The following is a 13,439-nucleotide window of genomic DNA, read 5'->3' as shown; positions in this document are numbered from 1 at the left end:
CGGACGTCGCGGCCGGTTGTGAGGCGCGAAGGCATCGCCGCCTGCCGCACGACCCGCCGGGCAAATTCGGTCACGGGTGCGAAAGGCGGGTTGCCACCGCCGTCGGCGGTCAACCGTTGCCGACTGTGAAAAGCGGGAGTGAGCGGAAGCCATCCAACCGCTGCTCACCGTCGCGACCGAGTCGGAATCGTGCCTGGCGCCGGAATCGGAAAGAGTCGAACTCAGAGATCGGCGCCCGTCACCCTTGCAGTTTCTTGCGGCTCCTGCCGCCGTCCTCGTTCTGTGTGGGTGCGGTTTCGGTGTTGCGACCACCCTCGGAAACACCTTTCGTCAGGCGAATCTCCAGCGGATTCAGGTTGTCTAGGTGGACGTCCCGCTGAGGGAAGGCGATGACGATTCCGTTCTCGCGAAACAGCTCGTCGATCCGGAACCGTACAATCGAAAGCGCGCGCCGGCGATCCATCGGACGTTTCATCAGGATCCAGAACAGGGCTTCGAAAATCAGAGCGCTGTCGCCGAAATCCTCGAAGATGACGACAGGCTCCGGTGGAATGATGACCTCATCGAGCTCCCGGACTGCTTGCTGGATCAGCTTCTCGACCTGGCGGGTCGGCGATCCGTAGGCGACACCGACCCGTAGGCTGATCCGCACCATGTTGTCCATATGGGTCCAGTTGATGACGTTTTGCTCGAGGAATGCCGAGTTGGGAACGATGATGTGGAAGTTGTCGAAGCTTTTAATCCTGGCGCTGCGCGCGCCAATGTTCTCCACCTCTCCGAGCGTGTCCCCGACCTCGATCAGATCGCCTACTTTGATCGGCCGCTCGACCAGCAAAATGAGACCGCTGACGAAGTTGTTCACGATCCTCTGACTGCCGAAGCCAACTCCGATTGCGATCGCTCCGCCGGCCAGGGTGAAAACGGTGAGCGGGATCTCCGAAACCCACAGCGCGAACACGGTCAGGATCGCCACCACCACATAGAAGAAAAGAGATTGAAAGGCTGCGGAAGAAGCCGTCCCGAGGCCAATGCGGGTGAACAATCGCTGCGAGATCTTGCGAATGACGACCCTGGCGATCGGTATGCCGATCACCAGCACCAGGAGGGCGATCGTCACTTTCCCGATCGTCAGGGACCGTCCGTCGATGGTCGTCAGCTCGTAGGTCCAGATCGCCGTGACCCACTCCAGCCCTTCCTGGACCTTTTCCCAGAATTCTTGGGTCGGCGCACTCGACAACGCCATCGCTTCACGCGCGGCGAACGACGCGGCGAGGCCCGATTCCTGAACGACCGAAGAGCTCATGGAAACCGCAACACAAATTGGTCGCTTCGGCTTCCACCTCGACGTCGAATGTTCGATCGTGTACGCGAGGATGCGGCACGCTCAGGGGGAGGACAGGGTTCGAGTCAGGAGAGTACCGCGGACTCGCGATCACGTGTGCCGGTACTCGCAACCGCCTGTGTGAGATCCAGCGGTGGACGCACGCCGACCTCGCAGTCGTCCTCGTTCATCGAGCAGGGCTCCCTCTTTTCCACACAGGCGGCGACGCGTTCCGGTGTGCCGAGGTCGGTCCACCCACAGGGGGGGACCGCCAGGACGTGGACCCTGTCGTCGCACTTCTGCAGGATACTGCGGGAAAAATCCGCCGCCGGAATCTCTTCGTACAGCTCGGGCAGAAGTTGGCTGCGGGTTTCCCGAAACCCGTACTCGAGGACAGGCTCGAAGCGGTCGACCAGCCACGGCACGGTCAGGCGGAACCTCGATAGCAGGAACTCGACCGAGGAAACGAAGGTGAAGCTACTCCACAGGGCGCCGTTTCGCAGGAGTTCCTTGGCAGAGCGTTCGTCAGGCTTTTCTACGAACGAGGTGACCAGTCGAACGGCTTCGCCGCCACCTTCCGCGGGTGTGATCCATCCATAGTCGGTGACCGGAGCATCGGGCTCCATGCCGAGAAGAACGAGCAACCGGGGCCGTTCCCTCACGTAGGACAACGCCTCCATCAGAGAGAGATGGAAGGTTTTCTCCTCATCGAAATGCTGGTCGGACGGTGTCACGACGACCGTCGCCTCGGGATTCCGCCTGTCGATCTGCATCAACGGCAGCAAAACACCGCACGCGGTGCCCCGGTCGCACGGCTGAACGACCACGTTTTCGTCCTTCAAGGCAATCAGCTGTGGCTCCCACCATTGCTGGTGCTCTTCTGCCACCACCACGATCACCCGGTCCTGCGCAACGTGGTTGGTGGTCCTTTCGATCGTCTCTTGGAGCAGCGATTGGCCGCCCCCGAACGAGCAGAACTGCTTCGGGACCACCACCCCGTTCTCGTCCGTGGTCAGTGGGCTCAGCCGGCTGCCGTTGCCTCCGGCGAGGATGACGGCCCAGGTGTCGTTTCTGTCTGGCATGGTGACCTCCCGCTGGTTGAGCGCGGGCCGCCCGAGCGGCCGTCGCGGTGGATGGATCGGCAAGGCCGGTAACCAGAAAAGATAATGCGACTCCATCGCATCTGCCAGTGACCCGTGTCACTCGCGTCAACCGTTTTTCTCAACACATGCCTGCCGGCGTTGAGCCTGGTGAGAAGACCGGGCTCACTGAGCGAATACAACATGGTGTGGAAGGATGTTGGGCTATCCGAGATATGAAGGATCGGCATCGGTGGAGTACTGCGTACGCTGCACCCGATGCACGCCTATGGGTTGGTGCTGGACCAATCCCCGGTCGAGCCCGACTCGAAATCGTCGACGAAAATCGTCGATATGTCGAAGCGACCGAACCACATGTTGAAGTCTTCCACCGGGTCGCTGATGATGGCCGACACGTACAGGTCGTTGTTGTTGCCCACCGCCACTCCAATGCCCGTGTCGTATCCTCCGGCCGGTCCGTCGAGCGTCACCCAGGCCTCGAGGTTGATCGAGGGGCCGAAGCGGGCGAGCCAGATATTCGTGCCGCCGGTGGTCTCGGTGTAGGTGCCGGTCTGATAGAGGCGTCCGGACGGGCCCAGCTCCATCACATAAGCGACGTCCTCGCCGTCGGCTGGACCGTTGATCGTGAGCTGGTCGAGGATGGTCAGGTCGGTGTCGAGCTTCGCCATCCAGATGTTGTAGCTCTCGTCGGTCTCGATCATCGTGCCGGTGAGGAAGATCGTGTCCGTTCCATCGAACACGAGGCCGTAGCCCTTGTCCTCATCGGTCGTCGGTCCGTCGACTGTGACCTCGTCGACAAAGGTCAGGTCATCGTCGAATTTACCGAGCCAGATGGCGTAATCGCGGCTCAGATCGTCGGTCATCGAACCGCTCACGAAGAGATGTCGAGTGTCATCGAAGGTAAGGAACCGGGCCTTGTCGGTATCGCTGACAGGCCCGTCCATCGTGATCTCCTTGACCAGGTCGAGATCGGTGTCGTAAATGGCGAGCCAGATGTTGGCGCCCTGACCTGACTCTCTCACCGTCCCGCCCAGGTAGAGGTTGCCACTCACACTGTCGTACAGGATGCCGTAGCCGTCGTCGTCGTCGCCACTCGGGCCCGTGACAATGATCGAATCGACCAGACCCAGGTCTGAATCGAACTTGCCGAGCCAGATGTCATGCCCTTGACCGGTCGTGGTCATATAGCCAACGAGGTACACATTGCCGCTCGGGTCGAATGCCATCGTGTAACCCTCGTCGTCACCGTTCGCCGCTCCGTTCAACCTGACGCTGTCTTGGTACACGAGGTCCGCACTGTACTTGCCGAGCCAGATATTCCGGCCCTGACCGGTGACGGTGACGTAGCCGGTGGCGTAGACGGTCCCGTCGGCGGCGACGGAGATGCCACGCGCTTGGTCGTCGCCGTTCTCTCCGCCGTCGACCGTCACAGAGCTCTTGAGTTCGAACCCGCTTCCTGTACCGGAGACTACTGTGAGCGCGGTTTCAGCTCGGGCTGATAACGGCGCCACCAGGCTGGTGACGAACAGGACAGAAACGACCACGCATCTCGGCCACATGAGAGGCCTCCCGACGGTGACGATAGGGGTTCTTCCGGCCATGATACCCGAAGACTGGCAGCGAATTGGCACCGATTTCGATTCCGATTTGTGGTACGGCACACGTCACAACGAGGCTGAAAAAGAGGCTGAATCTCTCAACGATGGGAGAAATGCCATGTGGGAATCGCGTACGAATCCTCGACTCGAAGCGGACCTTCCGGTGTACGAGGGAGGGAATGATAACCCCTCGACAGCACATCTCTGTAATCGGAGATCGACTGACGCAGCCATGGAGATTCCTGAAGACACTCGCTCCCAAGACCGCCGCCTGCAGCGCTGGCTGCTGGCCGGTCTCGGCATCGTGATGGTGGGCGTCGGTGGTGTCGGCGTCTTCCTGCCCGGCCTGCCCACGACCGTCTTCCTCCTCGGCGCGTCCTGGTGCTTCGCCCGCAGCTGCCCCTGGCTCGAGGAGCGGTTGATTCGAGTGCCGCTCTTCCGACCGTTTCTCGGCTATCTGGACAATGGCGCGGCCATGCCTCGCTCGGCGGTGGTGACAACGCTGGTGATCATGTGGATCGCCATCGCCGCGAGCGTTGTGAGCGTCAACCTCGGTGCCGATACGCGCCCGGTCCTGGGCAGTTTGATCATCGCCCTCGGCCTTGTCGGGAGCTTTTTCGTGCTCCGCATAGGCCGCCGACAGCGTTCGCACGCGGCGGAGGTCCGGGGGACGCCTGACCCGAAGACCTGAACTCGATCTGACCGCAGTCGGCGTCAATGAAGGTAAGGAGAGCGCGCTGGGTACCGGCAGATGGAAACCTCAGAGCCTGGCCGAGGTTGACCCACAGGGAGGCACGGATGAGTTACGAGTTCTATCGAGTCCTGCATATTTTCGGAATTGTTCTGCTGTTTGTTTCGCTTGGCGCTCTGGCGGCCATCGGCGGCAGCACCGACCGTCGGTTGCGTAAATATGCCGCGATCATTCACGGGGTAGCGGTCGCGGTCATCCTGACCGCCGGTTTCGGGCTGTTGGCGCGGCTCGAGATGTTCGGTGGTTTTCCGCTTTGGATCTGGATCAAGCTCGGCATCTGGCTGGTACTGGTGATGGCCGTGCTGCCGCTGCGACGAAAGCCTGAGCTCGCGCCATGGCTCTTTCTAGCGTTTCCCGTGCTCGGTGGAATCGCCGCCTGGCTCGCGGTTTACAAGCCGTTCTAGCCCGCGCTCCCATTGTGTGATCGCGGTGTGGCGGGTTGCCCGCCTGCGCGGAGAATCCTCGACAGGTCCCGGCTAACCGAACAACGGCGCGAGGAAGAGCGCAAAGGTCACCAGGAAGCCGACGCTCCACACCGCCGAGCGGAGCGACGCCCAATCAGCGAGGTAGCAAATCACGTAGCCGACCCGCGCGATGACGAACACGATGGCCAGAAGATCGATCATTCGCGCCGGGCCACCGCCGAGATGAGCAACCAGCACGGCCGCTGCGAAGGGCGCGAAGCTCTCGAAGCCATTCTTGTGCGCCGCCACCGAACGCGCCCCCCAGCCTTCGAGCCGAGCCTGCTGCGCCCTCGGAAGGCGATTGTCATACCCCCCGGCGCGCTGCATCGCGACCGCCACCGGCAGCTTGGTGAAATAGACCACCAGCCATGCCACCACGATGGACCACATATGGATTTCCATTGTCCGCTCACCTCCATTTCATTCGGCCCGGCGCAGCACCGCCAACGGTCGCGCCGAGAGCGAGCGCGCGCTGGCCGCCAGGCCCGCAGCCACGCTGAGGGCGACAGTCAGGCCAACCGACGCCAGCAACGCCGCCGGTGACCACGCCCACGAGATTTCGAAACCGAAACGGGTCACCAACCACGCCAGAAAGACGCCGCCAACCGTTCCGATGACTCCCGCCACTAGACCGATGAGGGCGTACTCGACGGCGAAGACCGTCACCACTTCCGCCCGCCTCATCCCAAGTGTCTTGTACAGGGCCACCTGGCGGCCTCGGCGCACCGCCCCGGCCGCCACCGATCCCCCGAGGATTGCGATCCCGGCGAGGACCGTGAACGCGCCGATGAAGCGGACGCCGAAGCCGAGCTGTCGGAGAATGCCAACCACTCTCTGCAGGACCTCACGCAAGCGCAGCATGGTGACATTGGGGAAAGCGGCTGCCAGTTGGTCCTGGGTCGATGCCTCCACCTCCGCCGGCAGCCGCGCCGAGGCGATGCGAAACCCTGGTGCGCGATCGAGAACCCCCGGCTCCACCACCAGGAAGAAGTTGATCGAGAAACGCCCCCAATCCACCGACCGTAGGCTGCTCACCACCAGCTCCAGCGGCACCCCCTGCACGTTGAGCACCACGGTGTCGCCGACCCCGACGCCGAGGTCCTCCGCATAGTCGCGCTCCACACTGACCTCTGGCCGTCCAGGCATCGACCACAGTGCGCCGTCGAGAATGACGTTGTCCTCGGGCAACGTTTCCATCGACGTGAGCCTCTGCTCGCGGGTCAGCACCCAGCGACGGTCGCGCGAGCCCTCGTCAGCCGTGTCTACCAGCTCTGAGACCGGCACGCCGTTGATGGCCTGAATGCGAGCCATCACCACCTCCACGGATTGGAGGTCTTCAGCGCCGGATTCCTGCAGAATGGAGCGCACTCCGGACCACTGCTCGGGCTGAATGTCGATCAGGAAAGCGGTCGGTGCCTCGTCCGGAAGCTCGGCGTCGAGCTGGGCGGTGAGGCGGCCCTGGATGAGGTACATGCCGAGCACGGTCAGCACCCCGAGGCCCAGCGCCACCACCGCGCCCAGGGTGCCCGACCCCGGCCGTGCGAGCGCCGCCAGCCCGTGGCGCAGAAAAACCGCACCAAGATCGCGAGGCACGCTCCCCACCGCACGCATAACCAACCACGCACCGAGCGCGAGCAGGCCGGTGGCCACGATCATCCCGAGCGCGAACTGAAGTCCGCGCCCGATCGATCCCGACTGGACGGTGGCGGCGGCGGCGATGCCGACCGCGAGCACGGCCATCAGACCAACCGCCGCCAGCCGACTCACCGGCAGCGGATCCGCATCGCTGCGCAGCACCCGTGCCGGCGGCACGCGCAGGACGTCGATCATTGGACGCAGAGCGAAGAGCACCGCCACTGCAACGCCGAGAGCAATCCCGCGGATCATGGCCTCCGGCTGCCACCCGACGTCTACCGCCACCGGCAGCAACTCGGTCAGAAATCCCGGCACTGCCTTCGCCACCAGGGCCCCGATCAGCGCACCGGCCACGCTCCCGGCGAGAGCGAGAGCGGCCGTCTGGCCGAGAAAGAGTCCGAAAACCTCACGTGGCCGCATCCCGATCGCTCGCAGCACGGCGATGGCATCGAGTCGGCCGGCGAGCCAGGCGCGCACCGCCTGCGCCACTCCGATGCCACCGACCAGCAGTGACACCAACGCCACCAGCCCGAGGAAGCGTTCGACCCGGTCGAGCCCCCGCCGCAGGTTCGGCTGGGCCTCGATGTAGGTTTCGATGCGGATGAAGGCAGAGTCCTCGCTCGCACTGCGTAGAGCGGCCGCGGCCGCCGACACCTCCTCCTGGCTCACACCGGGATCGAGCTTCACCAACAGGCGGTACTCGACGCGGCTGCCGACACCGGCCAGGGCGCTCCGCACCAGACCCTCGGCGGACATCAGCACCCGCGGTCCGATCGCGAAGGAGACCCCAAGCCGGTCCGGCTCGCTGATGACCGTGCCGGCGATCTCGAATATCGCGTCTCCGATGCGCAGGTGATCGCCGACTCCAATGCCGAGGCGGGTGAGCAGCTCGGGATCGACCAGCACCCTCTGCGGGTTCAGGAGGGCGGTGATCGGGCCTGGCGGGTCAATAACCAGTTCGCCGTAAAAGGGGTAGTCGGCGCCCACCGCCTTGAGCTCGCAGAGCAGCGACGACCCCGGAACGTCGCCACCGCCTGGCACCGACACCACGCTCGGAAGCTCGCTCACCTCGGTCCAACGGGCATTGGCCATGGCGCCGACCGCGGCGACCATTTCGTCCGGGATCGGGCGGCGGCTCGAGATGGCCAGATCAGCCGCAAGCAGTTGCTTCGCCTGCCCCTGGATGCCGTCGTCGAGGGCCCGGGAGAGGCCGGCCACGGCGACCACCGCCGCGACGCCGACCGACAAGCAGGCGGCAAAGAACAGCAGCCGCCCGGCTGAGCCCTTGAACTCGCGCAGGGCGACGACCAGCCAGGTCGTGAGCTTCATGTCCGTTCCTCGTGCGCGATGCGTCCGTCGTGCAGGTGAATGCGCCGGTCGGCCAGCGAGGCCACCGCCGGATCATGGGTCACCAGTACCAGCGTCGCCCCTTCTTCGGCGCGCAGCGACACCAGCAGGTCGAGCACTATCCGGCCGGTAGCGCCGTCGAGGTTGCCGGTCGGCTCGTCGGCCAGCAGGAGGGTCGGCTGCGGCGCGAAGGCCCTGGCCAAGGCGACCCGCTGCTGTTCGCCACCCGAAAGCTGGGAGGGATAGTGGTGGCCGCGTTCACCGAGCCCGACCGCGGCCAACAGATCTTCGGCGCGGCTGCGGGCGTCGGTCCGGGCCAGCAGCTCCATCGGCAGCATGACGTTCTCGCGCGCGGTGAAATTGCTCAACAGCTGGAAGGATTGGAAGACGAAGCCGACCGAGTGCCGGCGAAGGATGGCGAGACGATCCTCGGACAGATGGTCGATGCGCTCTCCCTTCAGCCACACTTCGCCGGTGCTCGGGCGGTCAAGCCCGGCCATCAGGGCCAGCAGAGTCGATTTGCCGCTTCCCGACGGACCGAGGATGGCGAGGAACTCGCCTCCGCCCACCTCCAGATCGATGGACTCGAGGATATCGAGCATTCTGCCGCCCGAGGGCAGCCGGCGCCCGACTCCGCGGAGCTCGAGCACGTTATTTGAAGCCGGTTGATCATGCACGGAAGGTCCCCCTTCGTTAGACAGTTACAATCTCACGATGATGATGATCATTTCACGTTTTCACGCCGCTCGGGTGGCGGCGGCAATTGGCTTGGTCGCCGCCGTCGGCTGCTCCGCCCCGCCGTCCGACAGGCGGCCCGCGACGGCCACGCCCACTGCAGCGGCGCCGACGCCGACCTCGGCAACGACCATCGCGGTGCTCGGTGATAGCCTCGGTGCCGGCTACGGCCTGCCGGAAATCGAAGCGTTTCCGGCGGTTGTGCAACGGCTGCTGCGCGAGCGGGGCCACGACGTGCAGGTGCTCAACGCCAGCGTCTCCGGCGATACCACCGCCGGTGGTGTCAACCGGCTCGAGTGGGTCCTCCAACAGACGCCCGAGATCCTGGTTGTCGAGCTGGGGGGCAACGACGCCCTGCGCGGCCAACCGCTCGAGAACATCGAGGCCAATCTCCGACAGATCGTGCGGGGCGCCGGCGAGCGTGGTGCGCGAGTACTGCTGCTCGGCATGGATCTGCCCACCAACTATGGGCCCGACTACAGTCGGGAATTCGCGTCCATCTACGAGCGTGTTGCGCTCGAAGAGGGCGCGACCCTCGTGCCCGGTTTCATGCGCGAGGTGGGGCTCGACCTCGATCTCCTGCAGCCGGACGGCCTCCACCCCACGGCCGAGGGCCAGCTACGGCTCGCAAGGAGCCTCGTCCCGCCCCTCGAGCGGATGCTCGAGGATCGCGACGACTTGACCTGACCCCCGATTCGAATTCGTATGGGTGCCGGGCTTTGGAAACTTGGGAATCAGGCAGATGGGGATCGCGCCTGCTGACTTTCTAAGTTTCTAAAGCACTGTACTTAAGAGGTTTAAGCGATCCACGTGTGGCTGAGTGTGCCGATAACGATTTCTGACTCACCGAAGCCGAATCAGGTCACCGGATTCGTCTGTGGACAAACCGCAGCCTGGGAACCAACTACCTTGGGTAGAATCAAGGGAAGGCAAAATTTTCGTGCACATCCTGTTTCCTGCTCAGGTCGTGATGGAACTTCGATAGAGATGTGTACTGTGTTCCACCCGGCCAAATCGGAGGTCGAACAATCGATTGCTATCTGCATCAGAGCGATCGGGTGGTCCTCATCGCCGGGGGATCTGGAGCCCAACCCGAGGGTTACGGCATCCCCAGCGGGACGAGACGCCGGCCGACATTTGCCGTCGAATTGATCGAGGGGACACACATGAAATCTGGCGCTCCGTTCCGTTTCCGTTCGCCATCCCTGATCGCGACCGTGATGGTGTTCATGGGTCCTGCGGCTCTCTTCTCGGCCGACGAGCGTTTCCTTCCAAGGAGCGCGCTGCCTGGAGTTCGGTCCATTGACACCATCGAGCACTGGAAGATGCCCTGGGTGGATGTCGAAGCTCTGCGGGCCGAGGACGTCGAGCGCGAGAATTTGGGCGTGCCGGTCGCTCCGCGCTTCGCGAAGAATATCCTCGTCGACTTTTCGCCGGACAACAGCGGTACCTGGGAAACCCTTGACGACGGATCGAGGCTGTGGCGGCTCCGCGTCTCTTCGCCCGGGGCCCTCAACATCAGCCTCGGCATGGAGCAGTTCGATCTTCCGGCGGGCACCGCCTTCTGGGTCCACGCTCCGGATGGATCGGGGATCCAGGGGCCGTATACGGCAGCAAACCGCAACGCCCTCGGCGGGCTGTCGACGGCAGTGGTGTTGGGTGACGAGTTGGTGGCCGAGCTCCATGCCCCGGCAGATGCCCCGATCGGTCTCCGAATCAGTTCGGTCAACCACGGTTACCGGGGGTTCGGGGAGCGCCGGGGAGGTGCCTTTTCGGCCAAGCGCGGCAGCTGCAACGTCAATGTCGTCTGCCCCGAGGGCGACCTTTTTGCAGACCAGATCCGGTCGGTCGCACGCTACACCTTTTCCGAAGGAATGGCCTCGTACCTCTGCACAGGGCAGCTGATCAACAACACCTCCGAGGAAAAAACGCCCTACCTGTATTCTGCCGGGCACTGCGTCCAGACGGGCACCGCCGCGGCGACGGTCGTGGCGTACTGGAATTACCAGACTGCAGCGTGCGAGGAATGGTCCGGGGGCAGCCTCAGTCAGAACCAGAGCGGCGCCACCCTGATCGCTCACTCCTTTAACTCCGACACCGATTTTCAATTCGATTTCGCGTTGCTCATGCTGGACCATGTCCCCGACGACGCCTTCAACGTTTTCTACATTGGCTGGGACAGGAGCGGTCAGATCCCCGACAGCACCGTCACGATCCACCACCCCTCGGGTGATCAGAAATCCATCAGCTTCGACAATGACCCACCGGCGATTACGACCGTCGGCGGATCGACCTCGCCGGGAAACGGGCGGTTCTGGAGAATCCACGACTGGGACGTGGGCACTACCGAGGGAGGTTCGTCGGGCGCGTGCCTTCTCGATGAATCCTCAGGCCTGTGCATCGGCGACCTGAGCGGCGGCTACGCGGCGTGTGGCAACGATCTCCCCGATTGGTTCGCGCGGCTCCATAGCCAATGGACGGGCGAGGGTTCTTCCGAAACGCGACTGTCGGACTGGCTCGATCCGGCAGGTACAGGCGCCCTGTATGTCAACGGCGCCGATCCGTCGATCTTCGCTGATGGGTTCGAAACAGGTGAAACCACAAAGTGGTCGAACACGGTCCCCTGAATCTCACCATTCGCCGCGTCGGCAACGGCCCACCTTCATGGGTATGGGGACTGAATTGCGACTCTGCTCTGTGCGAAGCGGCGACGGGTTGCATTCGGAGTCCCGAAAGGCGGGCGGAAGAGAAGAAGAATGGCACGAGGAGGAGGATTAGGAAACGCCAGCGCCCATGAAGAAAGTCAAGAAAGTTTCTCCTGACACCGATTTGACACCGATTCCATGTGACTTTTCAACAACCCTGTTCGATTAGCGAAAAGCACATGGCGAAAATACTGAACTTTCAATGAGGCCCTGTTCTTGGTAGAGTCTGTTCAGAATTTAGCCTGAGACAGAAATGGTGGATCCTGACCAATTTGAGGAGGGGTCATGACTCGTACTGTTTGGCCGATGCTCAGTATTGTACTCGTGGTCTTCGGCGGCAGTGCGGCCGCCCTCGATGTCGTGAGCGATCCTATCGCCGTGTGGGACGACGATGTGTACAACCGGGTCACCGATGTTGTTTACAACCCGCAGCACGATGAGTACCTGATTCTATTTCATAACATCCGGGCCGTTTCGAGCGATATTTACGCCCGCCGGGTGGCCAGCGATGGCACGGTTTTGTCCTGGTTCGCGGTGGTCGCGGGCGCGGGCGAGAAACACATTGACGCACAAGCATCTTATTGCCCAACTCAAGACGAGTACCTGGTGGTCTGGACCAGACAGCAGGACACCGGCACCAAAGACGACGTCCTGGCCCGAACCGTGTTCTGGAACGGCAGCTCGATGGGTCCGATTTTTTCGGTGGTCGCGGACGCCGATCATCAGAGGGCGCCCGATGTGGCGTACAACCAGTTCGATGACGAGTACCTCGTGGTCTATCACAATCATTGGGGGGGTGGGCTGGAGGATGTCGCAGCGCAGCGTATTCGAGCCTCGGACGGGGCGTTCCTGAGCTGGGCCAACATCGCCACCGGATCCGTCGACCGTCATTACCCCCATGTCGCCTACTTCGCCGAGACGAACAGTTTCTTGATCGCCTATACCCTCGATCAGAAAGGTATTTACGCCAAGGTTGCGTCGGCCAATCTGGCCGGGGTGAGCGTGGCGCCGGAGATTGTGATCCGCTTCGATCCAGGACTTCCGGGACTTGTCATCTCCTTTCCTTTGGGGGTCGCTGCCGGCCCGGGCGGGTATCTCGTGGCGTGGCAAGAGAAGTCCTCCTTCACGTCTGTGCGGGCTCGGCGAGTGAACCCTGCCGGTGAGCCACTGGGTCCGGCAGACGGGTTCCTGGTCAGCGACAGTATGAGTGCGTGGAGCTGGGGAGACACGGTGGGCGCCAGCTCAGGCCTCTACGGAAATTTCGTTTTGGCCTGGGCCGCCGATTTGCCGACTTTCGATGACGTGGAAGGAGCGGTGGTAGGTCCAGATGCCGACGTCGTTTCGGCGGGACCACTGATCGTGAGCAATGAGGCGCACAATCAAACGTCGCCCGCCCTCGACTGCGCCGCGTCCGGGGCGTGCATGGTGGCATACGCGGACGATGACGACCAAGGGACACAAACTGACTTCGAAGTAAGAGCGCGGTTATTTCGGCCAGTTGTGTTCAGCGACCGATTCGAGACAGGAAATCTGTCGCCCTGGTCAAGTTCAGTTCCCTAGCGCGAATTTTTGTGAAACCTCTCCGGCAGCGCCCGACGCGGAATCGCACGGCTCTTGTAGAACGCGGCCCGGCGCTGCGCGCGGGCGCCCCTGTGATAGCCTGCATATCTCACCGGCTGTCTACTGCGGCCGGCGATCCGCCGCACCCAGCTGTGCTTTCTCATCTCCGGGTGCTCGACGTACCGTCGAGTACGCCTCCGCGCCCGGAGAATCGGAAACCCAG

At 63.1% G+C, this 13,439-nt stretch carries 12 protein-coding genes; 5 read left to right on the top strand and 7 right to left on the bottom strand.

Annotation, left to right across the window (positions count from 1 at the left end; genetic code table 11):
- Positions 1 to 238: 238 nt before the first annotated feature.
- From LJE93_04250 to LJE93_04240, 3 genes are all read right to left on the bottom strand, one after another.
- Positions 239 to 1,303, bottom strand: a complete 1,065-nt coding sequence (locus LJE93_04250) for a mechanosensitive ion channel (GenBank protein MCG6948114.1) — start codon at positions 1,301 to 1,303, stop codon at positions 239 to 241.
- Between the two features lie 104 nt (positions 1,304 to 1,407).
- On the bottom strand, positions 1,408 to 2,403 hold the full coding sequence (locus LJE93_04245) for an NTP transferase domain-containing protein (GenBank protein ID MCG6948113.1): 996 nt from the start codon (positions 2,401 to 2,403) through the stop codon (positions 1,408 to 1,410).
- A gap of 284 nt (positions 2,404 to 2,687) precedes the next feature.
- Positions 2,688 to 3,980, bottom strand: coding sequence for a hypothetical protein (locus tag LJE93_04240; GenBank protein MCG6948112.1), 1,293 nt, complete (start codon positions 3,978 to 3,980; stop codon positions 2,688 to 2,690).
- A 271-nt stretch (positions 3,981 to 4,251) separates the two neighbouring features.
- Between LJE93_04240 and LJE93_04235 the strand changes: the two genes are divergently transcribed.
- Both LJE93_04235 and LJE93_04230 read left to right on the top strand, forming a co-directional pair.
- Positions 4,252 to 4,710, top strand: a complete 459-nt coding sequence (locus LJE93_04235; protein MCG6948111.1) for a YbaN family protein — start codon at positions 4,252 to 4,254, stop codon at positions 4,708 to 4,710.
- A gap of 107 nt (positions 4,711 to 4,817) precedes the next feature.
- Entirely contained in the window at positions 4,818 to 5,174 is a 357-nt protein-coding gene (locus tag LJE93_04230; GenBank protein ID MCG6948110.1) for a hypothetical protein, read from the top strand.
- A gap of 72 nt (positions 5,175 to 5,246) precedes the next feature.
- Here the strand turns inward: LJE93_04230 and LJE93_04225 are convergent, their stop codons facing one another.
- Genes LJE93_04225 through LJE93_04215 form a run of 3 tightly spaced genes read right to left on the bottom strand, consistent with a single transcriptional unit; the run spans position 5,247 to position 8,893 of the window.
- On the bottom strand, positions 5,247 to 5,636 hold the full coding sequence (locus LJE93_04225) for an MAPEG family protein (GenBank protein ID MCG6948109.1): 390 nt from the start codon (positions 5,634 to 5,636) through the stop codon (positions 5,247 to 5,249).
- An 18-nt stretch (positions 5,637 to 5,654) separates the two neighbouring features.
- Positions 5,655 to 8,198 (bottom strand): FtsX-like permease family protein, encoded by a 2,544-nt coding sequence (locus LJE93_04220; protein ID MCG6948108.1) that lies wholly within the window; start codon positions 8,196 to 8,198, stop codon positions 5,655 to 5,657.
- Positions 8,195 to 8,893 carry an ABC transporter ATP-binding protein gene (locus LJE93_04215; protein MCG6948107.1) on the bottom strand — a complete coding sequence of 233 codons (699 nt, stop codon included), beginning with the start codon at positions 8,891 to 8,893 and terminating at the stop codon, positions 8,195 to 8,197. The genes LJE93_04220 and LJE93_04215 overlap by 4 nt, the downstream gene beginning before the upstream one ends.
- Before the next feature lie 37 nt (positions 8,894 to 8,930).
- Here LJE93_04215 and LJE93_04210 point away from each other — a divergent pair, with 37 nt between their 5' ends.
- The 3 genes from LJE93_04210 (at position 8,931) to LJE93_04200 (ending at position 13,216) form a co-directional block, all read left to right on the top strand.
- Positions 8,931 to 9,638 (top strand): arylesterase, encoded by a 708-nt coding sequence (locus tag LJE93_04210; GenBank protein ID MCG6948106.1) that lies wholly within the window; start codon positions 8,931 to 8,933, stop codon positions 9,636 to 9,638.
- Between the two features lie 479 nt (positions 9,639 to 10,117).
- A complete protein-coding gene (locus tag LJE93_04205; protein MCG6948105.1) occupies positions 10,118 to 11,578 on the top strand; it encodes a hypothetical protein in 1,461 nt (486 codons plus the stop codon).
- Between the two features lie 363 nt (positions 11,579 to 11,941).
- Positions 11,942 to 13,216 (top strand): hypothetical protein, encoded by a 1,275-nt coding sequence (locus LJE93_04200; GenBank protein MCG6948104.1) that lies wholly within the window; start codon positions 11,942 to 11,944, stop codon positions 13,214 to 13,216.
- On the opposite strand, the gene LJE93_04195 is transcribed toward LJE93_04200, so the two are convergent.
- On the bottom strand, positions 13,213 to 13,439 hold a 227-nt coding region (locus tag LJE93_04195), incomplete at its 5' end, for a hypothetical protein (protein MCG6948103.1). The genes LJE93_04200 and LJE93_04195 overlap by 4 nt on opposite strands.

The organism is Acidobacteriota bacterium, from assembly GCA_022340665.1.
Taxonomy (GTDB): Bacteria; Acidobacteriota; Thermoanaerobaculia; order Thermoanaerobaculales; family Sulfomarinibacteraceae; genus Sulfomarinibacter.
The sequence above is the reverse complement of the archived record's forward strand: the minus strand, read 5'-3'. Positions and strand labels throughout refer to the sequence as shown.